This is a genomic window from Arthrobacter sp. Soil761 (genome assembly GCF_001428325.1).
GTDB lineage: Bacteria > Actinomycetota > Actinomycetes > Actinomycetales > Micrococcaceae > Arthrobacter.
In genome coordinates, this window is the sequence record NZ_LMSF01000023.1 from 164351 (window position 1) to 187810 (window position 23460).

At 65.7% G+C, this 23460-nt stretch carries 19 protein-coding genes and 3 pseudogenes; 8 read left to right on the forward strand and 14 right to left on the reverse strand.

Annotation, left to right across the window (positions count from 1 at the left end):
• Positions 1-86 precede the first annotated feature (86 nt).
• From ASG79_RS24480 to ASG79_RS24145, 3 pseudogenes are all read left to right on the forward strand, one after another.
• Positions 87-730, forward strand: a pseudogene (locus ASG79_RS24480) (HNH endonuclease); the annotation flags it as partial.
• Between the two features lies 1 nt (position 731).
• A pseudogene (locus ASG79_RS24140) lies at positions 732-1390 on the forward strand (DUF222 domain-containing protein); the annotation flags it as partial.
• A gap of 1 nt (position 1391) precedes the next feature.
• Positions 1392-1752 (forward strand): annotated as a pseudogene (locus tag ASG79_RS24145) (HNH endonuclease signature motif containing protein); the annotation flags it as partial.
• Between the two features lie 86 nt (positions 1753-1838).
• Here ASG79_RS24145 and ASG79_RS12905 read toward each other — a convergent pair.
• The 6 genes from ASG79_RS12905 to ASG79_RS12930 form a co-directional block, all read right to left on the reverse strand.
• Positions 1839-2672 (reverse strand): MBL fold metallo-hydrolase, encoded by an 834-nt coding sequence (locus tag ASG79_RS12905; protein ID WP_056391661.1) that lies wholly within the window; start codon positions 2670-2672, stop codon positions 1839-1841.
• Between the two features lie 3 nt (positions 2673-2675).
• Positions 2676-3248, reverse strand: a complete 573-nt coding sequence (locus ASG79_RS12910; RefSeq protein ID WP_056391664.1) for a GyrI-like domain-containing protein — start codon at positions 3246-3248, stop codon at positions 2676-2678.
• 151 nt (positions 3249-3399) lie between these two features.
• Positions 3400-4278 (reverse strand): Rieske 2Fe-2S domain-containing protein, encoded by an 879-nt coding sequence (locus ASG79_RS12915; protein WP_056391668.1) that lies wholly within the window; start codon positions 4276-4278, stop codon positions 3400-3402.
• Between the two features lie 92 nt (positions 4279-4370).
• A complete protein-coding gene (locus ASG79_RS12920; protein WP_026266145.1) occupies positions 4371-4670 on the reverse strand; it encodes a putative quinol monooxygenase in 300 nt (99 codons plus the stop codon).
• 40 nt (positions 4671-4710) lie between these two features.
• A complete protein-coding gene (locus ASG79_RS12925; protein ID WP_056392066.1) occupies positions 4711-6162 on the reverse strand; it encodes a cation:dicarboxylate symporter family transporter in 1452 nt (483 codons plus the stop codon).
• Positions 6163-6357: 195 nt separating this feature from the next.
• Positions 6358-7377 carry an Lrp/AsnC family transcriptional regulator gene (locus ASG79_RS12930; protein ID WP_082581753.1) on the reverse strand — a complete coding sequence of 340 codons (1020 nt, stop codon included), beginning with the start codon at positions 7375-7377 and terminating at the stop codon, positions 6358-6360.
• A gap of 137 nt (positions 7378-7514) precedes the next feature.
• Here ASG79_RS12930 and ASG79_RS12935 point away from each other — a divergent pair, with 137 nt between their 5' ends.
• Both ASG79_RS12935 and ASG79_RS12940 read left to right on the forward strand, forming a co-directional pair.
• A complete protein-coding gene (locus ASG79_RS12935; protein WP_018771744.1) occupies positions 7515-8783 on the forward strand; it encodes a M20 metallopeptidase family protein in 1269 nt (422 codons plus the stop codon).
• A gap of 45 nt (positions 8784-8828) precedes the next feature.
• Entirely contained in the window at positions 8829-10118 is a 1290-nt protein-coding gene (locus ASG79_RS12940; RefSeq protein ID WP_026266147.1) for an MFS transporter, read from the forward strand.
• A 78-nt stretch (positions 10119-10196) separates the two neighbouring features.
• Here ASG79_RS12940 and ASG79_RS12945 read toward each other — a convergent pair whose 3' ends face one another.
• From ASG79_RS12945 to ASG79_RS12980, 8 genes are all read right to left on the reverse strand, one after another.
• Entirely contained in the window at positions 10197-11534 is a 1338-nt protein-coding gene (locus ASG79_RS12945; protein ID WP_056391673.1) for a NosD domain-containing protein, read from the reverse strand.
• A gap of 26 nt (positions 11535-11560) precedes the next feature.
• Entirely contained in the window at positions 11561-12508 is a 948-nt protein-coding gene (locus tag ASG79_RS12950; protein WP_056391676.1) for a carbohydrate kinase family protein, read from the reverse strand.
• Between the two features lie 34 nt (positions 12509-12542).
• Positions 12543-14126, reverse strand: a complete 1584-nt coding sequence (locus ASG79_RS12955) for a glycoside hydrolase family 32 protein (RefSeq protein ID WP_056391679.1) — start codon at positions 14124-14126, stop codon at positions 12543-12545.
• Between the two features lie 39 nt (positions 14127-14165).
• Positions 14166-15209, reverse strand: a complete 1044-nt coding sequence (locus ASG79_RS12960; protein WP_018771749.1) for a LacI family DNA-binding transcriptional regulator — start codon at positions 15207-15209, stop codon at positions 14166-14168.
• A gap of 68 nt (positions 15210-15277) precedes the next feature.
• Complete coding sequence (locus ASG79_RS12965; RefSeq protein ID WP_056391682.1) at positions 15278-16228, reverse strand: carbohydrate ABC transporter permease; 951 nt, start codon at positions 16226-16228, stop codon at positions 15278-15280.
• Positions 16228-17115 carry a carbohydrate ABC transporter permease gene (locus ASG79_RS12970; protein WP_026266149.1) on the reverse strand — a complete coding sequence of 296 codons (888 nt, stop codon included), beginning with the start codon at positions 17113-17115 and terminating at the stop codon, positions 16228-16230. Before ASG79_RS12970 ends, ASG79_RS12965 begins: the two co-directional genes overlap by 1 nt.
• 66 nt (positions 17116-17181) lie before the next feature.
• A complete protein-coding gene (locus ASG79_RS12975; RefSeq protein WP_018771752.1) occupies positions 17182-18465 on the reverse strand; it encodes an ABC transporter substrate-binding protein in 1284 nt (427 codons plus the stop codon).
• Positions 18466-18647: 182 nt separating this feature from the next.
• Positions 18648-19520, reverse strand: coding sequence for a hypothetical protein (locus tag ASG79_RS12980; protein ID WP_056391684.1), 873 nt, complete (start codon positions 19518-19520; stop codon positions 18648-18650).
• Positions 19521-19709: 189 nt separating this feature from the next.
• Between ASG79_RS12980 and ASG79_RS12985 the strand changes: the two genes are divergently transcribed.
• From ASG79_RS12985 to gcl, 3 genes are all read left to right on the forward strand, one after another.
• Positions 19710-20510 carry a hydroxypyruvate isomerase family protein gene (locus ASG79_RS12985; protein ID WP_056391687.1) on the forward strand — a complete coding sequence of 267 codons (801 nt, stop codon included), beginning with the start codon at positions 19710-19712 and terminating at the stop codon, positions 20508-20510.
• A gap of 37 nt (positions 20511-20547) precedes the next feature.
• Positions 20548-21501, forward strand: a complete 954-nt coding sequence (locus ASG79_RS12990; RefSeq protein ID WP_268760781.1) for a 2-hydroxy-3-oxopropionate reductase — start codon at positions 20548-20550, stop codon at positions 21499-21501.
• A 166-nt stretch (positions 21502-21667) separates the two neighbouring features.
• Positions 21668-23458 (forward strand): glyoxylate carboligase, encoded by a 1791-nt coding sequence (gcl, locus tag ASG79_RS12995; protein WP_056391692.1) that lies wholly within the window; start codon positions 21668-21670, stop codon positions 23456-23458.
• Positions 23459-23460: the final 2 nt, after the last annotated feature.

The following is a 23460-nucleotide window of genomic DNA, read 5'->3' on the forward strand; positions in this document are numbered from 1 at the left end:
CTGCCGTGGCCTACCCACGACCTATTATTGTCAGTGCCTCGTAGGACGATGTTTTTATGGAAATCAGTACTGACCTGGCGGCGGTGATGGAGGGCGTTCGTGCCTCCGTTGCTGCGTTGGATGTACTGGTTCTGGAAGACGCTTCCCTCGATTCAGCTGGTTTGGGGGCCGTCGCAGGTGCCGCTGTTGATGTGTTGCAGCGGCGGTACGAGTTGTGTCTGGAGCGGTTGGCGGCCGTGTGGCGGTTGGAGGCTCAGCTCGCGGCGGTCAAGGCGCGCGATGCGGCGGAGTGCGTCGGTTTCCAGCAGGCACTGCTTGCCCCTGACGCCCCGGTGGATGAGCGCATGTTTTCGGAGATGTCCGCGGTGGAGGAGATCGCCGGAGTCCTGACAGTGAGTTCTGGGGCGGCGGGTGCTTTGGTGGAGCAGTCCCGGCGGATGTGTTCCCTGCCGCCGCTCCTGGGCGCCCTGTCAGCCGGTGCCGTGTCGTGGCAGCATGCCAGGATTGTCGCCGACGAAACCGAAGGCCTCACCCCCGACGGGGCTGCTGCCTTGGTGGCGCACTTCTTCGACCCCGACGCCCCCAACCCCGCCCGCGGCGCCGCGCCCGGCGAACTCGTCCCCGCCCGGTTCCGCGCCAAGGTCCGCGCCTGGCGGGAACGCCACCACCCCGAAACCCTCGAAAAACGCCACGCCAAAGGCGTCGCGGACCGGCGGATGGAATACACCCCNCGCGCCAAGGTCCGCGCCTGGCGGGAACGCCACCACCCCGAAACCCTCGAAAAACGCCACGCCAAAGGCGTCGCGGACCGGCGGATGGAATACACCCCGGACCGCGACGGCATGGCCTGGCTCTCGCTCTACCTCCCCGGCGACACCGCCTGCGCCATCTGGAACCGCACCACCGCCACCGCCCGCGGCCTCCAGGGCCCTAACGAGCCCCGCACCCTCACCCAACTCCGCCCCGACATCGCAGCAGCACTCCTCCTCGGCGCAGGAAACACCACGGCCACGGCCGAGGCTGCTCCGGGTGGGGCTGCACGGGCTACAGGTGATACGGCGGCCGCAGGCAGCGTTTCCGGCACAGGGAGCACTGGTGATGTTGGCAAGGTCCCCACCCCGCGGGCCGATGTCCTGGTCACCGTGCCGGTGTTCGCGCTGCTCGGGCTGACCGATGAGCCGGCCGTGCTGGACGGCCTGGGCCCGATCCCGGCGTCGATGGCGCGGAGGCTTGTCGCGGACGGGGCGGAGTCGTTCTACCGGGTCCTGGTCGACCCCCGCGACGGGGCACCACTGGAGATCGGACGCACCCGCTACCGGCTCCCCGAAACCATCAAACAATGGATCCGCATGCGGGACCGGAAATGCACCTTCCCCGGCTGCAGCAACCANCCGGCTCCCCGAAACCATCAAACAATGGATCCGCATGCGGGACCGGAAATGCACCTTCCCCGGCTGCAGCAACCACACCCCCGACAACCACACCGACCATGGCACAGCCTGGGAACACGGCGGCAGAACAGCCGTCCGGAACCTGGCCCAGCTATGCCCCAAACATCACCGCTTGAAACACGCCCGCACCTGGACCCCCGACCCCGCCACCAACAACGGACCACCCGGCTGGACCTCACCCACCGGCCGCCACTACAACCCCGAACACCAAGACCCCGGACCAACCCACTGGCCACCAGGCACCCTCCCGGGGCAACGAAGCCTCCTAGAGGAAGCGCTCCTGGAGCGCCTCGCCGTCTAAGACTGGCCACGTAGGTTGAGACTGACCGTCAGGCTGCGGCGGAGCAGCGGTTACGCATGCCTGGTTTGCTGCCGACGCCCATGTGGCTATGCAGCCTCGGGCGCTCCCCCAAGGCGGCGACGAAGTGGAATCCGCAAGGCACGCTCCCTGGCGGCCAGGGCCCGGAGCCCGGGCACCACCCCCATAGCAAGGGGCGGTCCGTGCCCGGGTGCCAGCAACCGTGGCCCCAGCTCCGCCAGGCGCCTGGCTGATTCCATGGCCAGCTTCCAGTTCCACGTGGTGTACCAGGGAGGCCCGGACAGATCCTGTCTTCCCGGCAGGAGCCCGCGAATCGAGTTCAAGTTGACCGTCACAACAGCATCACCAGTGATCAGGACACCGTCGCGGGATCGCCAGTAGGCCACGTGTCCGGCAGTGTGGCCGGGCGTTGGGACGGCGACCCACTCGGGTAGACCTGGCATTTTTCCGTCCCGGGGCAGGCTCTGCACCACGTCGGTGATGTCGCCTGCGGCTTCAACCCGCCGGCGTGCACGGGCCGGCAGGGACCACAGGAACGGGGCGATGAGCCACCGGTCCAACGGCATGGAGAACTCAGGGATGTACCGCCCGGCAGCCATGGGCAATTCAGCCTGGTGGACGAACACCGGGATGTCCCACCGCCGTGCCAGGGCCCCGGCAGCGCCCGAGTGGTCGGGATGGATGTGCGTCAGGAAGATGGCTGCGGGCGCAGTCCCGGATCCGAGCATGTCTTCCACAGCCTTGCGGACCGGCTCCGCACTGGCCGCCCATCCGCAGTCAACCATCACCCACGCGGAACCTGACCTCACAAGGTAGAGATTTGAGGCCATGGGCCCTGAGCCGGTGGTCATGAGGACCACTCCGGAGGCAATCTCCCGTGGTTCTGAAATCCGCACCATCATGAATCACACCACTGGGTGGCGAAGCAAGGTGCGCAGCTTTTCCGGTTCGCTGCGTCGCGGATCGCCGAGGTAGATCTCATGGTGCCGCCCCCGGACCTTCAATCCGGCGGCCGTGATGGCCGCGTCCAGAAGGGCGATGGTCTGGCCTTCATCCGCGTAGGGACCGATATGGAGCGCCTGCGCGCAGCGGCCCTCTTCCCAACGCTCGAAGCGGACCAACTCCAAACCGGGAAGCCCTTTGGGACGGGCTTCTTCCACGGCCCGCTCAAGAAGGGCTTCATCGATCGGTTCAGGCTGCACCATCATGGCCTGCCAGCGCCATGACTCCCGGGCAAAGCCCCCGAGTCCCGTGAAGCCTGCGCTCACGGCTTCCGGCGGCTCCGTGTGATCCGGGTCCTCGAACCACCACAAGGCTTCGAGGGGCATCACTTTTGTCACCTCACCGGACTGCTTCTTAAGACCAAAGTGTGCCGCGTAGCTGACGGTAAACAGCGCCTGCACCGCCCCGGCGAATGCTGGCCCATCAGGGTCCCCTTGACCCTGGACGACAGCGAAGAGCAGCGGAGGAACGTCCACGAAGTCGACAGTTCCTTTGCGGGTTTTGTAGAGAGACGCAATGTCCTGCCGGAGGTCACTCACCGTACACGCAGCCAACCCATGGAGCCAGTTTTCCCCGGCGTGACAGCAGCCAGTAGGGCCGAATGTCCTTACTACCCGTCCGCCCGCACTACCCGTCGGCCCCGGGCAGGCACACTTCCACGGTGTCCCCGGTGACGCGCGTTTCGAAGACCGGCTGCCTGGACGTGGCGGGACCGGCCTTCACTTCACCCGTGCGCAGTGCGAACGTGCTCCGGTGCCAGGGGCAGACCACGCATGCGTCCCCGCCGACGTCCTTGATCTTGCCTTCGTGAAGCGGTCCGGAAAGGTGGCTGCAGACATCGGACAGCACATTGATGGTGTTGCCCTCGCGGTGGACCAGCAGCGGAATACCGGCCACGACGCGCTTATGGAGGCCGCCCTCCGGCAGTTCGGCCAGCGGGGACAGCGGATGCCAGCCGGAGGGAAAGCGGTGCGGAATCTCCTCGCTGTGGTTGACCCCTGCGGCTTGGCGGTAGGTCAGGTGCCCGCCAAGGAACCCGCCGGCGCCCACAGTGGCGAGCCCCAGGTACGCAAGCACCTTGCCGCCGCCCTGGCCGCCCCTGGCCCGCTGGACGAGTGATGCAATGTAGAGGCCGGTTGCCGTGACGTTGGCCGCCGCGTGCACCAGGCCCACCCGCTGCTGCTGCGGGTGCAGCTGCGACCAGTCCATGAGCCCGGCCAGCGCGGACGGAAGCACGCTTGCGGTGCCCACACCGATCAACAACCTGGCAGCTTTTTCGCCACCCGGAACGGCATCAAGCACGCCCGCCGAGACCCAGGCGCCAATCGGCACCTGGACAGCGAGGGGGTGGACCGGGTGGCCGATGGGGACGCCGTGCAGGATGTCCCGGGCCCACTGGGGCTTGATGACTTTCTTGACGGCTTTCCGGACAGTCCTGGCCAACGGGTCAAGCCATTCGGCATCTTCGAAACGGGTGACAAGCTCAAGTGCGGGCAACGGTTTCATGTGTCCTCCCTTACCCCAATCGCCGCAATCCACTCATCACAGAACACCCTGTCCAGGAGACCCGTTTATTGGGCAGGCTGCCTCCGGCGCCGTCAGCGCAGGGGTGACCCCACAACGGCAAACCGGTGGCCTCCCATCTCCCCTGAGAGCAGCGGCATCGCCTCGGCGATTGCGGCGCGCGTGCTGGCCAGTTCCAGCGACGCCTGGTGCGCTTCCGCGGATTCCCAGAGTTCGGAAACAAAGACGGTGTCCGGCAGGTCATCGTTGATGCCCACCTCATAGAGAAGGCAGCCGGCTTCCTTCATCCCGGGCTTGGGCCGGAGCAGGATGGCCACGAGGGCGTCGCGCTGGCCTGGCTTGGTTCCAAGAAGTCCCACATTGGCAAACGTCATGGGGACATTGTGCAGCATGGGGCTGAAGGAGGTGGTGAACCTACGGGACCACCGCCGGCGCGGCGGGCTCCGCAGGGACGCCGCCTGACACAGCGGTTTGGTGGGCAGGCCCGACGGCGGAGCGCGGCGCTTCCTCTTGCGGCACCTTGGTGGGGGCTGGCTGCCCGGCCGCTTCCGCCGTCGTGCCTTCACCGGCAAATGCACGCAGCATGGCGGCGCGGTCGAACTGCCCTTCCCACTTGGCCACGACAAAGGTGGCCACGCAGTTTCCCAGCAGGTTCACCACGACGCGCATGGAGTCCATCAGCCGGTCGGCGCCCAGCAGCAGCGCGACGCCGGCCACCGGGAAGATGCCCAGCGCCCCCGCGGTGGCGGACAGGGCCAGGAAGGCGGAACCGGGAACGCCCGCCATGCCCTTGGATGTCAGCATCAGGACTCCCAGGGCCGCCAACTGCTGGCCCAGGTCCAGGTTGTAGCCAAATGCCTGCGCCAGGAAAAGCAGCGAGATGGAGAGGTACAGGGCGGCCCCGTCAAGGTTGAAGGAGTAGCCGGTGGGAACCACCAGCCCGGTGGTGGCACGCGAGCAGCCGGCGTTGGTCAGCTTGGTCATGATCCGGGGCAGTACGGACTCCGTGGACGCCGTCCCCAGCGCCAGGAGGAACTCCTCGCGCGTATATTTCATGAACTGCCACAGCGGCACCCGCGGGTAGGCCCACGCCACCACGAACAGCAGCCCGATGAATGCCACCGCGGCGCCGTAGCAGGCCGCAATCAGCACAGCGTACGTCCCCAGGGAATCGAGGCCGTACTGGCCGATGATGAAGGCCATGGCACCGAAGGCACCCACCGGCGCTGCCCGCATCACCCAGGCCATGATCTTGAAGAACAGTTCCAGCACCGTTTCCATCAGGGTGATCACCGGCAGGCAGCGTTCACGTCCGACGACGACGATCGCCGCCCCGAAGAACACGGAGAAGCACAGGACCTGCAGGAGGTTGTTGCCGGCAAAGGCGCCAATGACGCTGGTGGGGATGATGCCCAGCAGGAAGGCTCCGGCATCCTTGGGCGGGGCGGTGGCGGTTTTGGCATTGAGGGCATCCTGGGACAGGGTTGCGGGGTCGATGTTGAGCCCGGCTCCCGGCTGCACCAGGTTCCCCACCACCAGCCCGAAGACCAGCGCGAACAGGGTGGCACCCGTGAAGTAGGCCAGGGCCTTGATACCCACCCGGCCCACGGCCTTCACGTCGCTGACCGCGGCGATGCCGGTGACGATGACCAGGAAAATCAGCGGCGCGATGATCATCTTGATCAGCTGGATGAAGCCGTCGCCCAGCGGACGGAGCCCTGCGCCGAGGTCCGGCCAGAAGTGGCCCACCAGGATGCCCGCCACCACCGCCGCGAGGATCTGGACGAAGAGGGACCTGTACAGCGGTTTCGTGCGTGGCGCGGATGCCGGAACTTGCGGCTGCGGTGCGGGCGCGGTGGTCTTCATGCGGGGTGCCTGTTCGTTAGGGAGGACGTCATCCAGGAGGACGCCTGCTTCGGACGGCGGCGCCATCGGACGCCGCAGGATCACCCCAACGGTAGGAAACAGATGTTTCCGGAAAGATAAATCCGTAATGCGGAACTATTAAAGATGAAGCGTGCTATCCAGGGGACGTGTGCGCTGTTGCGGCGCAATGCCCGCTCACTCCGCGGCACCCAGGCTTCCGGCATGCACGATGGCGCCACTCGCCGTCGTGTCTTCCTTCAGCATCCAGCCCACCCGCTTGACGGTGCGCAGCATCACCGCACTTTCCACGATCTCGATGCCCGGCACCTTCTGCTGCAGCGCCAGTTCGGCGGACATGACATCCGCCAGCGTGTGGAGCCACATGATGATGACAAAGTTGGTGGGCCCGGTGGTGGAGGCACTCAACCGGACATTGCTGATGGTGCGGATCCCGGCGGCAGCCGCCTCATGCTGGCCCGCTGGTACGTTGACAAACCACTGGCAGGTCACCGGAAACGACGAATACCGCTGGGCGATCTCGCAGCGGAACGACAGGATGCCGCTTGCCAGCACGCGGTTCAACTGACGCTGCACGGTTGCCGGGTGCCGTCCGAGGGAGCGGGCCATCCCAGCCGCCGTCGCGCGGCCGTCCCTGGCAAGGAACGGCAGCAGGTCGAGGTGGCTCTGCGGAAGGTGGCCGGGCCGAGCGGAATCCGGAGCAGCCGGGGAGCCAAGCGTCCGCAGCGTGGCCAACTGTGAACGGCTCAGGACATTCAACCGCCAGTCGTCGCCACTGCTGTGCAGCCGGGTGCACAGGGCCACCTGGTATTTTGTGAGCCCCTCAACCGCTTTGAGGCGGGTAATGATCTTGTCGCTGAACTCCTCCAGTGAACGTGTGATGACGGTCAGCATCAGGTCGCGGTTGCTGGCCGCCTCCTCCACCGTCACGATCTCGGGAACAGCAGCCAGTTCCGCCGTGACACTGTCCCGGCGGTTCATTTCGCAGTCCACCGCCACGTAGGCCAGGAGCATCTGCTTCGGGTCACCCGCCAGGTGCGCCGTCACCCACGCCGCCCCGCTTTCCGTAAGGCGCTCCCAGCGGGCCGCCAGCGTGGTGGCATGCTCGTCCAGTACCTTGGCAGCGTCCGTCCACCCCAGGCGCGGCGCGGCCTGCAGGACCTGGATCAGGGCAAGGTCATCCTCACTGAGCTCCATCGGACCACCTTTCTTTGATGCGCGAATCCTGCCCGCAGACGGCATTCCACGAATAATTCCAGCGCTTTCGCCTGATGTGAACCACGCCACTTCAGAATAGTCCACAAGCCCTGATGCCTATTTCCAAGGAGTGACACGTGCCCATAACCGACGACGCCAAGGACCTGCAGGAAGACCTCATCCGGCTCCGCCACGACCTGCACCGGCAGCCGGAAATTGGCCTGCACCTCCCCCGCACCCAGGAGCGGGTCCTTCAGGCGCTGGACGGACTTCCCTACGAGATCACGCTGGGCAAGGACACGACGTCGGTCACCGCGGTCCTGCGCGGCGGGCACCCGGGCGGGGAGCAGGGGAACGGCGGCAGCAGTGCCGGGGACAGCCATGCCGGGGACAGCGCGGTCCGCCCCGCCGTCCTGCTTCGCGCCGACATGGACGGGTTGCCTGTCCAGGAGAAGACCGGCGTGGACTTCACCTCCCAGGCTGACGGTGCCATGCACGCGTGTGGCCACGACCTGCACACCTCCATGCTCGCCGGTGCCGCCACCCTTTTGGCCGAGAAGAGGCACCAACTCCGTGGCGACGTCGTCCTCATGTTCCAGCCGGGTGAGGAAGGGTTCGACGGCGCCAGCTACATGCTCCGGGAAGGTGTCCTGGACGCCGCGGGCACGCGCGTCCAGGCGGCCTACGGCATGCACGTGTTCTCCTCACTGGAACCGCATGGCACTTTCTGCACCAAGCCCGGCGTCATGCTCAGCGCCTCCGACGGGCTGGAAGTCACGGTGCTGGGCGCCGGCGGCCACGGCTCGGCCCCGCACTCGGCGAAGGATCCGGTGACCGTGGCGGCAGAGATGGTGACTGCCCTGCAGGTCATGGTCACCCGGCAGTTCAACATGTTCGATCCCGTGGTCCTGTCCGTGGGCGTGCTCCATGCCGGCACCAAACGGAACGTCATCCCCGAATCGGCCCGCATCGAGGCCACCATCCGGACGTTCTCCGAAGCATCGCGCCTGAAGATGATGGACGCCGTGCCGCGCCTGCTCAAGGGAATCGCCGCCGCGCACGGGGTGGAGGTCGCCGTCGACTACCTGCAGGAGTATCCCCTCACCATCACCAGCGAGGACGAAACCCACACCGCCGAAAAGGTGATCACCGAGCTCTTCGGCGAGCGCCGCCTCTCGCGCTGGGCCACCCCCCTCAGCGGCTCGGAGGACTTCTCCCGGGTCCTCGAAGAGGTACCGGGCACCTTTGTGGGGCTCAGCGCCGTGGCCCCGGGCGGCGATCCGGCAACCTCGCCGTTCAACCATTCACCCTACGCAACGTTCCACGACGGCGTGCTGGCTGACGGGGCCGCCCTCTATGCGGAACTCGCCATCTCCCGGCTGGCCGCCCTTTCGCAGGCCTCCTAGCCCGGCAGCACCGCCACCATGCCCCAACCCACCAGGAAGAAGACCATGTCCGTTGCAGCAACCAAGCCACAGACTGGACGCATGTCCACCGCCAAGACCGTCGTCGGCACCGGCATCGGCAACGCCGTTGAGTGGTACGACTGGGCCATCTACGCCACGTTTACCCCGTTCATTGCCAGCCAACTGTTCAGCAAAGCGGACCCGGCATCGGCCGTCCTGTCCACGCTGGCGATCTTCGCCGTGGGCTTCGTGGCCCGGCCCTTCGGCGGCTTCCTCTTCGGCTGGATCGGCGACCGGGTGGGCCGCAAGACGTCGATGACGCTCGCCGTCGGCCTCGCGTCGCTGGGCAGCCTGATGATCGGCGTCGCCCCCACCTTTGCCAGCGTCGGGGCGTTCGCTTCCCTGATGCTGCTGGTGGCCCGGCTGGTGCAGGGCCTGGCGCACGGCGGTGAGCTGCCGTCGTCGCAAACGTATCTGTCCGAGATGGCTCCCAAGGAGCACCGCGGCTTCTGGGCCACCCTGATCTACACGTCGGGGACGGTGGGCATCCTCTTCGGCACGCTGCTGGGAGCCGTGCTGAACATGGCCCTGAGCACCGAGGCGATGAACGCGTGGGGCTGGCGAGTGCCGTTCCTCATCGGTGCCGCCATGGGCCTGTACGCGCTGATCATGCGGTCGCGGCTGCACGAAACCGAGGCCTTCCAGGGCGAAGCCGTCACCGAAAAGCGCGCGCGGATCTGGCCGCAGATTGTCCGCTACCGCAAGCAGGCGCTGCAGGTCATCGGCCTGACCGTGGGCCTCACGGTCATTTATTACATCTGGGGCGTCGTGGCACCGAGCTACGCCACCACCGCCCTGAAGATCGACCGCGGCGAGGCATTGTGGGCCGGCGTCATCGCGAATATCGTGTTCATCGCCGCGCTGCCGGTATGGGGCAAGCTGTCCGACCGCATCGGCCGCAAGAAAGTCCTCTGGGCCGGCGCCATCGGCTCGGCAGTGCTGCACTTCCCCATGACCTGGCTCCTGAAGGATTCGGCCTGGCAGCTGGCGGTGTCCATGTCCGTGATGCTGGTGTTCATCGCCGCGAGCGCAGCCATCGTCCCCGCCGTGTACGCCGAGCTGTTCCCAACGTCCATCCGCACCGTAGGCGTGGGCGTCCCCTACTCCATCTGCGTGGCCCTGTTCGGTGGCACCGCCCCTTACCTGCAGCAGTGGCTGGGTTCCTCGCTTGGCGCGCCGCAGGTGTTCAATGCGTACGCAGTGCTGCTGCTGGTGGTCAGCGCGGCATTTGTGTTCACCATCCCTGAGACCAAGGGCAAGGACCTGACGCACTGACCGTCCCGCTGCCAAGAGGTCCCCGGCGAGCATTCCGGCGCCGGGGACCTCTTGTCGTTGTCAGCCGGCTTGTCGTTGTCAGCCGGCCGTTGGGGTGGCCCTGACGGCATTCGCGGCCCTGTCAGCGCTGATTTGGGCGTCAGTTCCGGAATCAAGGATGGTGTTCCGCGTTGACGCGGAATCGACCACGACGGCCGTCACGGCGAGGCCGTCGGCAGCGCCAGTGGCCAGCAGGGCGCCCACCTGGGCCTCGAAGCAGGAGTCACTCGACGAGGCATTAACGTCAAGGGCCACCACATGGTTGTTGGAAACGAAGTTGCCCGCCCCCTCCATCAGCCGGATGATGACCGGCGTGGCGCCGGCCGGCCGGACGCTGTGCGCGTCGATGACCTCGGAAAAGTGGTTCCCGATCACCGAGTTGCTGTTGCCGCTGACGCAGAGAAGCCCTGTGAGGTCGTCCAGTCCGTTCCCGACTCCCTGGAACGGGGTCCATGGCTCATGGTCGCGCAGGAAGTGGTTCGTGGCCACGAGGTTTTCCGAACTGTTCGCTTCGAGCACCACCATGCCGGGGTAGAACGAATGCAGGCGGTTGTTGGTGACGCTTGAGCGCGTGACGCCGTTGAAACGGATGCTGCTGGCACCCCGGGGGAAGACGTTGTTTGCGGTGACCAGGAGGCCGCCATGCTTCTCCGCGTAGATCGAGTGGCCCTTGAAGCCTGCCCCGATCAGGTTGTCAGTGATCTTTGACGCCTGCCCCCACCCGCGCAGTTCAATGCAGCTTCCGCATTCGGCGATGAAATTGTCGTGGATGGAAAGCGCATCAGCGTTGTAGATGGTCAGGGCGTTCTCGAGGTACACGAATCCCATGCCGTTGACGCGGAACGAGTCATTCGCGTTCGCCACATGGATGCCAGTCTTGCCGTTGACGTACGTGTTCTCCGGATGCATCCCCGAGCCGTCCGGGCTGAAGTGCAACCCGTCAATGCAGAAATTGGAGAACTCCACCGAGCTGATCCGCGGGCTCCCGGTTCGCTCCACGTAGAAGGCGGCGCCTTGGGATTCCCCGCTGCCGCCACTGAGGGGAATGTCCACCAGGATGCGGCTGCCGCCGGGCCACAGCTCGTGCAGGTTGGGCCAGTCGTCTTCGGGAACGTTGAACCGGATGCTGGAGGACGTAAACCCGTGTCCCGATCCCTGGATCTTGAGGAAGCTGATGTCGATCAGCACCTGGGTACGCAGCCGGTAGTCCCCCGGCGGTATGTAGATCACCGCGCCGGGTTTTCCGCCGCTGTTCGCATCGGTGGCGGCCTGCCGGTGCTTGATGTCATCGATGATGCTGTTGATGACTTCACCGACGTCCTCGAACGGGTCGCCGGCAGGCCACGTCGTCACGTCGTAGTAGTTGTTGCTGGACATGGCTTCTTCCCTTTGTGTCGTGGTGTTCATGGGGCCACCGGCTGATGCTCGGGAAGGTCCTCCCGCAGTTCCTCCAGTGTTGGAGGGTGGGCCCCTGGGCGGCGCACCGTGATGGCCGCTGCCTTGGATGCCATGCGGCCCAGGGACTCCAGCACCGACGGTGCCAGCCCGTCTGCTCCGCGCATAAGCAGTCCGTAGATGAGGGCAGCCATGTACGAGTCGCCGGCCCCGATGGTGTCCACCACCGCCGACCTGACGGACGGTACTTCCACCCGTGCGCCACCTGTTGTGAGCAGGGATCCTTCCGCGCCCATGGTGACGGCGACGAGACCGGCCCCAAGCCCAACGATTCGCTGTGCGATGTCATCCACGGCCAGCCGCGGATAGAGCCAGCGGGCGTCCTCATCGCTGAGTTTCACCACCTCCGTGAACGGAACAAGTTCCTCGAAGACGGTCTTTGCCTCAAAGTGGCTGCCGAGCAGGGCAGGGCGGATGTTGGGATCGTAGGTGACCACGCAGCGCTCGTGGGACTGCTCAAGGAGCTCCCTGACTCCTTGCGCTCCCGGTGCCAGGAAGGAGGCGAGCGAACCGGTGTGCAGGATTTTGGGAAGGACCGCCGGGGCGGTCCGTGGGAGGTCCCACCGGATGTTGAAGTCGTACTGGGCGGAACCGTCGGACGCCAGAACCGCGGTGGCCGTAGAGGTTGCGCCGCGGACCCGGGAACCCGGCAGGAGTTGGACTCCCGCGCTTTGGAGGTGCTGTTCGATGGCGGAGCCGTGGTGGTCGTCGCCGATCGAGGTGAACAATGCCGTGCTTGCCCCCAGCCGCCCGAGCCCATAGGCCACGTTGGCCGGCGACCCGCCGGGGTGCTCCACGGTGCCCCGCGGCGTGACCACGATGTCCATGAGGGCTTCACCGACAACAACCACGTCGATGCCCTGCCTTGGGTCGGCAGCCTGCTGGACTGTTGGCATCTTTTTGGACCTTTCGTTGGGCGAGGGCGAACCGTTAAGCAAGTTCACTGACGGCGAGCTTGAGTATTGTTGCCGGGCCTCCGTCGACCGTCAGCCGGTTCTCCGTGTTGCCGGGGCCTGGGAAGATGAGATCGGTCAGGACCGTCCTGCCGCCCTGGGCGAAGACTTCGACCGAGCAGTGGTCCACGACAATCAGCAGCTTCAGGACACCGTTTTCAAGGTGGACCGGCGCGGACTCAACCGAAGCGAATTTCCCGTGAAAGCCAGTGTTTCCCGACTGCCTGCGGTCAAGGATGAGTTGGGCAGTTGCTGGGTCGTAACTGAGGATGGCGCCGGCGGTGCCGTCGCTGTTTCCGAAGAATTGGAACCCGATCCGGTCCGCCGTGCCGGGCAGTATGTCAGCCTCGATGACCTGGGCACTGCCGGGTACGGGGTCCGGCAGGCGGAGGGCTTCGTTCCGCAGCTCAACCGTTTCCACGGTCAGGTGCTCCCCTGCGGCGGGCAGTGCTCCCCCTGTGCCGGGTTCCGGCAGGACCGGCTGTTGGACCAGGCGGGCGCAGCCATCGACTGCGGTGAGACGCAGTTCGCGGGCCAGGGTCATGGAAGAGCGCCATGGGGCTGTGGGCAGTTCGTTGGCGTAGTCCCAGTTGTTCATCCAGCCGATGATGATGCGCCGGTCATCCGGGGCGTTGCTGAACGAAACGGAGGCGTAGCAGTCGCGTCCCCAGTCAAGCCACAGGCACTGCCGCAGCGCGGCCGAAGCCTCCGAGGGGTCCGGGACGGTACGCAGCCCGGCCGGAGCCACGAGGGAACCTGCGTCCGGAACGAACCGGGCGCCGTCGAACTGGCCCACGAAGTACTGGCCACCGGATCCCCCAGCCACTGCGCCGGGGTTGACGTTGACGATCAGGACCCATTTGGTGTTGGCCGGGTCCCCGTCCACTGCGAGGGGAAAAAGATCGGGGCACTCCCAGTCACCGGCGTCGGCGTTGGCCGGGCCGAAATCACTCAGGAAATCCCACGACTTGAGGTCATCCGAACGGTAGAAGACCACCTGCTGGTGATGCGCTTCGACCGCGACCATGACCCAGTACGCGCCCAGCTCCCCTTGGTAGCGGAACACCTTGGGATCCCTGAAGTTCGCCGAATTCCTGGTGAGGACAGGGTTTCCGTCGTATTTCTGCCACGTCATGCCGCCGTCGGTGCTGTACGCGAGGGACTGGGCCTGCGTGCCGTTCAGTTCTGACGCGGCTTTGAAGGCACTGGTGTAGATGGCCACCAGGGCGGGTGCGTCCGCCGTGCCGAAACCGGCCGTGTTGCCGCGGTCCACCACGACGCTGCCGGAGAAGATGTCCTCTGTCTCGTCGCACGCAATCGCCACCGGGTGTTCCGTCCAGTGCAGCAGGTCACGGGAGGTGGCGTGGCCCCAGGACATGTTGCCCCAGACGCTGCCATAGGGGTTGTTTTGGTAGAAGAGGTGGTACAGGCCGTCGTGGAACACCAGGCCGTTGGGATCGTTCAGCCAGGTATCCCTTGCCGTGAAGTGGATGGCAGGCCGGAACCTGGAGATTTCTGCCGGAGCTGTTTCCGGGCGGGCGGCATCAAGGCAACTGGACATGTCTGGTGTTCCCCTTGGGAAGTGGAAGGAGCTGGCTGCCTACTGGCGGGGCGCCGCGATGGAGTCGCGGCGCACCAGGGGGCAACTCAGGATGGTCGGGTGAAGGGCCATGAGGGAAAGGTCCGTCTTCCCCTCGACGGCGTCGATCAGGTGCTCGGTGGCCCAGGCACCCATCTCGTAGTGCGGCAGGGCCACGGTGGTGAGGCCCGGATAAAGGTTGGCGGCGATCAGTTCCTGGTCATCGAAGCCGACAATCGAAAGGTCGGCCGGGATGGACAGGCCCAGTTCGGCAGCGGCGCGATAGGCGCCCATGGCCATCCGGTCGTTGTAGCAGAACAGGCCCGTCGGCCGGTGGGCGCCTGCCAGGATGCGCCGGGCCGCTTCATAGCCGCCATGCACCTCGGAAACCTCGGACTCGACAGGTGCCGCGTCGCCGTCGAGCCCTGCTTCCGTCAGCGTGGCCCGGAAGGCCCGGAGCCGCTGACGGGTCGCGGGGACGTCGTCAGTGTTGTTGATGAATCCCACCCGGGTGTGGCCCGCTTCGAGGAGCGCGGTCACGGCCGCGCGGGCACCACCTTCCTCATCCGGGATCACTGCGGTGATGTTTCCGCCGGTGGCCACGGAGTCCACCAGCACGGAGGGCACGCTGCCGAGGTTGGGTGGCAGTTCCACGTTGCGGTGGTACATGGTGGCGTAGAGGATTCCGTCCACCCGGCGGTCCAGGAGGGCCTCGACGTCGGCCTCCCGGGACTCCAGGCTGGCCGAGCCGGAGGTGTTGATGATCATCAGGTTGTACCCGCGTGCTTTGGCGGCCTCGTCGGCGCCGAGGATGATCCGCCCGGCGTGCGGCGTGGTGGCGATATCCTCGCTGACCAGGCCCAGCATGCCGGTCCTCTGCGTGCGCAGCGCCTGGGCCAGGCGGTTTGGCCCGTACCCCAACTGCTCGGCGGCGGACCGCACCTTGTTCCGGGTTTCCGGACTCACCCTGGCGTATGAGACGTCATTGAGGACATGGGAGACGGTGGTGACGGACACGCCGGCGGCCACGGCCACGTCCTTGATGCCGATGTTCTTGTTGCTCATCTGTCTCCCACGTCCTTATGGTCAGTGATGCCCCTGGGGCTACCAGTAGGCTACTCGTTGCTGGTGATCTAGCCCTTGACGGCGCCGAGGGTCATGCCCGCCACGATCCTGCGCTGCAGGAGCAGCGTGAGGAGGATGACGGGGATGGAATACACGGCGGCGAGGGCCGTCATGGATCCCCAGTCCAGGCCAAACTGCGTCTGGAAGTTCGCGATCACCACGGGCGTTGTCTGGGAGCGGATGGCCGTCATCAGTAGCGCGAACAGGAACTCGTTCCAGGAGGCCAGGAAGGCGAAGATGGCTGTGACCGCGATGCCGCCGGACACCACCGGGATCACCACGCGCCACAGGGCTCCCAGCCGGCTGCACCCGTCCACGGTGGCCGCTTCCTCCAGGTCCTTCGGCACCGCTTCGAAGAAGCTGGACATCAGCCAGATCGAGAGCGGCAAGGAAATGGTGGTGTGGGCGATGGACAGTGCAATGGGAGTGTCGGCCAACCCCATTGAGGCCATCATGGACGCCAGCGGGATTCCGATGGCCACCGGCGGCACCATCCGGGTCACCAGCGCGGACATGATGAAGATCCGGCCGCTGAGGGTCTTGTACCGGGTGATGCCGTATGCCGCCGGCACCGCCAGCACCAGCGAAAGCACGGTACTGATGATGGCCGTCTGGATGCTGTTGATGAACGACGCCGGCACGCCGCTGCGGCCCAGCGCATTGGCGTAGTTCTCCAGCGTCCACTCCCGGGGAAGGATGGTGGGCGGCACCGCGATGGTGTCGATCGGCGTCTTAAAGGACGTGAACAGCAGGTACAGGAACGGGAACCCGTACAGCACCATCGCTGCCGCCAGGAGGACCCACAGCAGGGTACGGGTGCCCCGCCGGCCTGCTTCCAGGCCTTCCCGGTTCACACCGCGGCGCTTGCGTTCCTTGCCTGTGGCGACCGGCGCCGAAGGTGCCCCGGGCGCCATGGCCGTGGCCCCGCCGTCGTGCCTGACTCTTTCTGCGGTTCTCATCAGTTGTCCTTCCCTGGCCGCCAAATGGTGGATACCGCCACGAAGGCGACGGCAAGCATGGCCAGCAGGTAGAGGGTGCCCATGGCGCTTGCCAGCCCGGGGTCTCCGAACCGGATCATGGTCCGGTAAATCAGCAGGCTCATGGTTTCCGAGGCGGACTGCGGTCCGCCATTGGTTTGGATGAGGATGGTGTCAAAGGCGCGGGCTGCGTCGATGCCGCGGACCACCAGGGCGACGGCGATGACCGGCCGCAGCAGGGGCAGGATGATCCGGAACAGCAGTGCCGGTGCGCGTGCACCGTCCAGCCGTGCTGCCTCGATCAGGTCACCGGGGATGTTTTGCAGGCCTGCGAAGAGCACCAGGCACATGAACGATGTGGTCAGCCAGATGTCAGGGACGGCCACCGAGTAGAGCACGATGCCCGGGTCCGACAGCCAGCCGATCTGGTTGGGGTCGGACAGGATCCCCGCCTGGTGCAGGAGGGTTCCGATCAGGCCGAAGTTGTCGATCATCAGGAATTTCCACAGCAGGCCGGCCACGATGGGGGCGATCATCAGCGGATACATGAAGACGGTCCGCCAGATCTGGGAGCTCTTGCCCAGCATGGTGAACAGCAGCGCCATGCCCAGGCCCAGCGCGAATTCCAGCGTGACCACCACCAGGGTGTAGGCAAGTGTCCGCCACCCTGCGCCGGTGAAGGCCTCCGAGGCGAAGGCCCTGACGTAGTTGTCCAGGCCTACGAACTCGCGGGAGCCGCCGGCAATCGGGGAAATCTTGAAGAAGCTGTCCGCCACCAGGCGGAACAGCGGAAAGGCCACAAAAACTGCCAGGAACAGCGCCGCTGGTGTCATCAGGAACAATGCGAAGCGGCGATCGGAGATACGCACGGTTTTCTCTTCCGCTGGTTGGGGCCGCGGCCGGCGCCGGTGAGTCAGGCGCCGGCCGCGGGGGTCTTACTTGAGGAGGTCCTCGATCTGCTTTTTGGCATCGGCGAGGAGAGTTGCGGAGTCACCGCCGGCGACAGCCTTCTGGAGCATGGGCACCAGCACGGTGTCCACGATCTGCTGCCACTTTTCGGTAGCGGGGCGCGTGGCCGTGGCCTTGCCGTTGAGGGTCTGGATCAGGGGCTTGAAGCTCTCATAGCCTGGCTTGTCCTGGTATTTCTCGAAGGCGGAGATGCGTGCGGCCAGGCCAAGATTCGACTCGATGCCCTTGTCGTTGTAGTCGTAGGCGCACTTGACGAACTTCTTGGCGGCGTCCGCGTTCTTGGTGGCTTTCGGTACGGACAGGTACCAGGGGCCTGGCACGCCGCCGACGCCGGCTGAACCGGCGATCATGGGTGCAGCACCAACCTTGCCGGCCACTGCCGAGTCCTTGGGGATCTGGCGGTAAGCGTGGGCCCAGAAACGGGTCATGGCCGTCTTGCCCTGGTTGAACAGGTTCTGCGCGGCAGCCCAGTCAACCTGTGCGGCACCCGAGGGCGCGTCCTTGACGAGGCTGGTGTAGAAGTCCAGGGCTTCCTTGTGGGCGGCGTTGTCGATGACCACCTTGTTGTTCGCATCCAGGACCATGGGCGAGCCGGCCTGCAGGACGTGGGCAAGCCATTCGGTTTCCACACCGCCCTTGACGTCGGTTCCGTACATGCCGTCCTTGGTGAAGAATGCGGAAATGTCCTGGTACTGCTTCCATGTTGTAGGGGCGGCGAGCCCGTAGCCGTACTTGGCCTGGAAGTCAGCCTTGTTCTTGGCGTCCTCGAACAGATCCTTGCGGTACAGGATGATTTCCGCGTTGGTCCAGGCGGGCATCCCGATGAAATGGCCGTCCACGTTGGCTTCCTTGACCAACGCCGGGAAGATGTCCTTCTTTGCCTCATCGGTAAAGAGTTCGTCAATGGGCTGGACGGCGTCCTTGAAGCTGGGCAGCCAGACGGAGTCCAGGGCGGCGACGTCGAAGGAGACGGTGCCGGAGGAAAATTCGCTGGAGAGACGGTTGAACATGCCGTCGTAGGGCAGTTCGACGAAGTTGACGTCGACGCCGGTTTCCTTCTTGCATTGTTCCGCGACGCCCGTCAGCTCGGCGTGGCCGCCGGCTTCCACCAGGACGTTTACGGTGCTGGTGCCGGCGCTCCCGGACGATGATGCCGGGCCCCCTGCGCCGCACCCGGAGGCAGCCAGGGCGACGACGGTGCAGATACCGCCGATGGTGGCGAGCCTGTTGATGTTTTTACGAGTGGACATCGCTGTCGACTCACTTTCTCTTGAACGGAAACGGAGAGACTATCGGGGTGAAAAATCGTTTTGCCAAAACGACTTGGCACTTACTTTAGGTTTCAGCAGGGAAAGGTGTCAAGTGTCACAGCGGAAGAACCGTCCGGGGAAAGAAGTCCCAAGAAAGAAGTCCCGGGAAGCCGCCTGCAGGTTCAGGCAGTGACCGGCAGCACCAGGAGATAGCCGGCGGGGAGCCCGCTGCTCCAGCGGCGCGGCTCCCGCACCACGAACTGGGTGGCCAGCTCCTCGGGGGTCAGCAGGCTGTTGGGAACAGGCGACGGGCCCCACTGTCCACTGCCGTACGGGTACAGCGGATCCAGGACGCGGATGCCGGTCACGGCGAAGTCGGAGAATTGCCGGGGGTCGCCGAGGGATTCGAACCCGCTCATCACCCAGGCGTGCCTGCCGCTCCACATGACCAGTCCCACCGGCCGGCCCGTGTCGGTAATGGCCCGGGCCGCCGTCCTCACCGCTTCCGGATAGTCGGGAATGCTTACCACCCGGTACGGTCCCATTCCCGGTTCGGTGAGCACCTGGGCCCAGCCAAAGGGGTTGGCACCGTTGAACGAATCAGAGGAACGGGCGCGCGCCATCTCCCACAGTTCATTCTGCTGCGCACGGTCAGCCCAGGTGCCCCCGCCCGTATCGTCAATAAGGTTGTGCGCCATCTGGATGCTCGCGGCAACGCACCAGTCAAAGGTGTACTGCGGAACGAAGTCACCCTCCCGGTAGAGGTTCAGGGCGAACGGCTGCGGCACCGGGGCAAGGACGGGTGCCGGCGCCGGCGAAGGCTCCGAGGTGGGGAGGGAAGCCTGGACCGGGGCCGCCGGATCACTGGAAACCGGCGGGGCAGTAAGGGCCGCACCACCTGCAGCGTCCCCCGGCAGGCCAGTCTCCGCGGAGGCCGAAGCCGGAGCGGGAGCCGTGGCGGCCTCCTGCAGGCCCGCCACGGGAACACAGGCCGCAAGGAATCCGGCCAGGGCAACGAGCCAGGCCAGGAGACGCAGGCGGGCACCGGTGGTCATCACTCGAGTCCATTCCTGTTGAGCGGGCTTACCTCATACCAGTCTCCTGCCCCCGGCTCCCCTTGACTACCCCACCCCACCTTCCCTACACTTTTCATAAAGCAGAATCTAAATTCCACAAAGCGGAAACCGCAAGGGAGCCGGAGGCAAGGGAAGATAGATCAAAGCCCCTCCTCGGAAGGACCTACGATGACGTACACAGTGAACTGCTCCATCCTCCTCACGGAGCTTCCCCTGCTCGAGCGCCCTGCCGCGGCAAAGGCAGCCGGCTTTGACGCCGTCGAGTTCTGGTGGCCTTTCGAGACCTCCGTTCCGGCGGACAGCGAGATCACCAAGTTCGAGAACGCCATCACGGACGCCGGCGTCCAGCTCACCGGGCTGAACTTCAACGCCGGCAACATGCCCGGCGGCGACCGGGGCCTGGTCTCATGGAAGGGACGCTGCTCGGAGTTCAAGGACAACGTGGACGTTGTTGCCGGCATCGGCGGGCGCCTGGGCTGCAAGGCCTTCAACGCCCTCTACGGCAACAGGCAGGACGAATTCACCCCTGAAGAACAGGACGAACTGGCTGTCAGGAACCTGGCGGCAGCGGCAGAAGGGGTTGCCCGCATCGGCGGCACCGTCCTCCTGGAGCCGGTCAGCGGCGCACCCAGGTACCCGCTCCTCACCGCCGACGACGCACTCAGGGTCATTGCCCGCGTCAAGGCCGAGGCCGGCGCCGGCAACATCAAGCTCCTCGCCGACTTCTACCACCTGGCCGTCAACGGCGACGACGTCCCGGCCGTGATCGAAAACCACGCCAAGGACTTCGGCCACATCCAGATCGCCGACAACCCCGGCCGCGGCGCCCCCGGCACCGGCACCCTCCCGCTCGGCGAATGGATCGCCCGCAGCCGCGAACTCGGCTACGAGGGCTACATCGGCCTCGAGTACAAGGAACCGCAGGAGACGGCCTTCAGCTGGGCCATCCGCGAACGCATCGCCAAGTAGTCCCCACCCGCCCAACTAACTCGCAGTAGTTGTCGTTATGAGCGTTCAAAACGACAACAAATGCGAGTCAGTTGGGAAACCACGAACAGACTTTTCAGGAAAGAGAACCATCATGAGCAACGTTGCAGTCATCGGACTCGGAATCATGGGCCTGCCAATGGCCATCAACCTGGTCAAGGCCGGCCACACCGTCACCGGCTTCAACCGCAGCCAGGACAAGATCGACAAGCTGGTCTCCGAAGGCGGCAAGGGCGCCACCAGCATCGCGGGCGCCGTCAAGGATGCCGACGTCGTCATCACCATGGTGCCGGACTCCCCCGACGTCGAGGGCGTGGTCAGCGGCAAGGATGGTGTCTTCGCCAACGCCAAGCAGGGCGCCCTCTGGATCGACGCCTCCAGCATTCGCCCCGACGTCGCCGTCCGCCTCGCGGCAGACGCCAGGGAAGCAGGCATCCGCCCCCTCGACGCCCCGGTTTCCGGCGGCGAACAGGGCGCCATCGACGCCGTCCTTTCCATCATGGTGGGCGGGGACAAGGCTGACTTTGACGACGCCCAGGACGTCCTGAATGCCGTCGGCAAAACCATCGTCCACGTGGGCCCCTCCGGATCCGGCCAGACCGTCAAGGCAGCCAACCAGCTCATCGTTGCGGTCAACATCGAAGTCCTCGGCGAGGCCATCGCCTTTCTCGAGGCCTACGGCGTGGACACCGGCGCCGCCCTCAAGGTCCTCGGCGGCGGCCTGGCCGGTTCCAAGGTCCTGGAGCAGAAGGGCCAGAAGATGCTGGACCGCAACTTCGATCCCGGCTTCCGCCTGGCCCTGCACCACAAGGACCTGGGCATCGTCACCTCCGCCGCCCGCGAAGCCAACGTGGCCATCCCGCTCGGCGCCGTCGTCGCCCAACTCGTCGCCGCCACCGTCAGCCAGGGTGACGGCGCACTGGACCACTCCGGACTCTTCAAGCAGGTCCTCCAGCTCAGCGGCCGCAAGTAACCCTCACGCAGCCCAGCCGGCCGCCCCGAAAACGGGGCACATTGACACGGACACGCCGGCCGCCGTCGTAATTTACGACGCCGACACTCCCAAAGTGCCCCGCGACCGCCGGGCCTTCCTTCAGCACACCCAAAAACAGACTTCCCAAGCTTTCAAGGAGCACCCCATGAGCAAGATGCGTACCGTTGATGCAGCGGTGGCCATCCTGGAAAAGGAAGGCGCCATCGAGGCGTTCGGCCTGCCAGGCGCCGCGATCAACCCCTTCTATTCCGCAATGCGCGCCCACGGCGGCATCCGCCACACCCTGGCCCGCCACGTTGAAGGCGCCAGCCACATGGCCGACGGCTTCAGCCGCGCCAAGGACGGCAACATCGGCATCTGCATCGGCACCTCCGGCCCTGCCGGCACCGACATGATCACCGGCCTCTACGCCGCCTGGGCAGACTCCATCCCCATGCTCTGCATCACCGGCCAGGCCCCGGTTGCCAAGTTGCACAAGGAAGACTTCCAGGCCGTGGACATCGAGTCCATCGCCAAGCCCGTGACCAAGATGGCCATGACCATCCTGGAGCCGGGCCAGGTTCCGGGCGCCTTCCAGAAGGCCTTCCAGCTGATGCGCTCCGGCCGCCCCGGCCCGGTTCTCCTGGACCTGCCCATCGACGTGCAGCTGGCGGAGATCGAATTCGACATCGACGCCTACGAGCCCCTTCCCATCGAAAAGCCCAAGGCCTCCCGCAAGCAGCTGGAAAAGGCCCTGGACATGCTGACCGCGGCCAAGCACCCGCTGATCGTGGCCGGCGGCGGCATCATCAACGCCGGCGCCTCCGCGCAGCTGGTGGAGCTGGCCGAAACCCTCTACATTCCGGTCATTCCCACTTTGATGGGCTGGGGCACCATCCCGGATGACCACCGCCTGATGGCCGGCATGGTGGGCCTGCAGACCAGCCACCGCTACGGCAACGAGAACTACCTGAAGAGCGACTTCGTGATCGGCATCGGCAACCGCTGGGCCAACCGCCACACGGGCGGCCTGGACACCTACACCGCCGGCCGCAAGTTCGTGCACATCGACATCGAGCCCACCCAGATCGGCCGCGTGTTCTCCCCGGACCTGGGCATCGCGTCCGACGCCGGCGCGGCGCTGGCAGGGCTGGTTGAACTCGCCAAAGAGCGCAAGGCGGCAGGGTCCCTGCCGGACTACACCGCCTGGGTTGCCGAGTGCCAGGACCGCAAGGCCTCCCTGCACCGCAAGACGCACTTCGAGAACATCCCCATCAAGCCGCAGCGCGTGTACGAGGAGATGAACAAGTCCTTCGGCCGCGACACCATCTACGTGTCCACCATCGGCCTGTCGCAGATCGCCGGGGCCCAGATGCTGCACGTGTTCGGTCCCCGCAAATGGATCAACGCCGGCCAGGCAGGCCCGCTGGGCTGGACCGCCCCGGCAGCGCTTGGCGTGGTCCGCGGCAAGCCGGATGAGACCGTGGTGGCCCTCTCCGGAGACTACGACTTCCAGTTCATGATCGAGGAACTGGCCGTGGGCGCCCAGTTCAACCTCCCCTACATCCACGTGGTGGTGAACAACTCCTACCTGGGCCTGATCCGCCAGTCCCAGCGCGGGTTCAACATGGAGCAGAACGTGTCCCTGGCGTTCGAGAACATCAACAGCGCACACCTGTCCGAGGACACCCGCGGCTACGGCGTTGACCACCTCAAGGTGGCCGAGGGCCTGGGCTGCAAGGCCGTCCGTGTGGAGGACCCCAACGACCTCGCCGCCGCGTTCGACAAGGCCAAGGCGCTCATGGGCGAGTTCCAGGTTCCCGTGGTGGTGGAAGTGATCCTGGAAAAGGTCACCAACATCTCCATGGGCGTGGAAATCAACGCCGTCAACGAGTTCGAGCCCCTGGCCGAGACTGCCGCAGACGCACCCACCGCCATCCTGGCCCTGCAGGCATAACC

Bases quoted from the DNA above. Each gene is read 5' to 3' on its own strand.
- ASG79_RS12905 (WP_056391661.1), bottom strand. From the start codon at position 2,672: ATGATGGTGCGGATTTCAGAACCACGGGAGATTGCCTCCGGAGTGGTC.
- ASG79_RS12915 (WP_056391668.1), bottom strand. From the start codon at position 4,278: ATGAAACCGTTGCCCGCACTTGAGCTTGTCACCCGTTTCGAAGATGCC.
- ASG79_RS12920 (WP_026266145.1), bottom strand. From the start codon at position 4,670: ATGACGTTTGCCAATGTGGGACTTCTTGGAACCAAGCCAGGCCAGCGC.
- ASG79_RS12925 (WP_056392066.1), bottom strand. From the start codon at position 6,162: ATGAAGACCACCGCGCCCGCACCGCAGCCGCAAGTTCCGGCATCCGCG.
- ASG79_RS12930 (WP_082581753.1), bottom strand. From the start codon at position 7,377: ATGGAGCTCAGTGAGGATGACCTTGCCCTGATCCAGGTCCTGCAGGCC.
- ASG79_RS12940 (WP_026266147.1), top strand. From the start codon at position 8,829: ATGTCCGTTGCAGCAACCAAGCCACAGACTGGACGCATGTCCACCGCC.
- ASG79_RS12945 (WP_056391673.1), bottom strand. From the start codon at position 11,534: ATGTCCAGCAACAACTACTACGACGTGACGACGTGGCCTGCCGGCGAC.
- ASG79_RS12950 (WP_056391676.1), bottom strand. From the start codon at position 12,508: ATGCCAACAGTCCAGCAGGCTGCCGACCCAAGGCAGGGCATCGACGTG.
- ASG79_RS12955 (WP_056391679.1), bottom strand. From the start codon at position 14,126: ATGTCCAGTTGCCTTGATGCCGCCCGCCCGGAAACAGCTCCGGCAGAA.
- ASG79_RS12960 (WP_018771749.1), bottom strand. From the start codon at position 15,209: ATGAGCAACAAGAACATCGGCATCAAGGACGTGGCCGTGGCCGCCGGC.
- ASG79_RS12965 (WP_056391682.1), bottom strand. From the start codon at position 16,228: ATGAGAACCGCAGAAAGAGTCAGGCACGACGGCGGGGCCACGGCCATG.
- ASG79_RS12975 (WP_018771752.1), bottom strand. From the start codon at position 18,465: ATGTCCACTCGTAAAAACATCAACAGGCTCGCCACCATCGGCGGTATC.
- ASG79_RS12980 (WP_056391684.1), bottom strand. From the start codon at position 19,520: ATGACCACCGGTGCCCGCCTGCGTCTCCTGGCCTGGCTCGTTGCCCTG.
- ASG79_RS12985 (WP_056391687.1), top strand. From the start codon at position 19,710: ATGACGTACACAGTGAACTGCTCCATCCTCCTCACGGAGCTTCCCCTG.
- ASG79_RS12990 (WP_268760781.1), top strand. From the start codon at position 20,548: ATGAGCGTTCAAAACGACAACAAATGCGAGTCAGTTGGGAAACCACGA.
- gcl (WP_056391692.1), top strand. From the start codon at position 21,668: ATGAGCAAGATGCGTACCGTTGATGCAGCGGTGGCCATCCTGGAAAAG.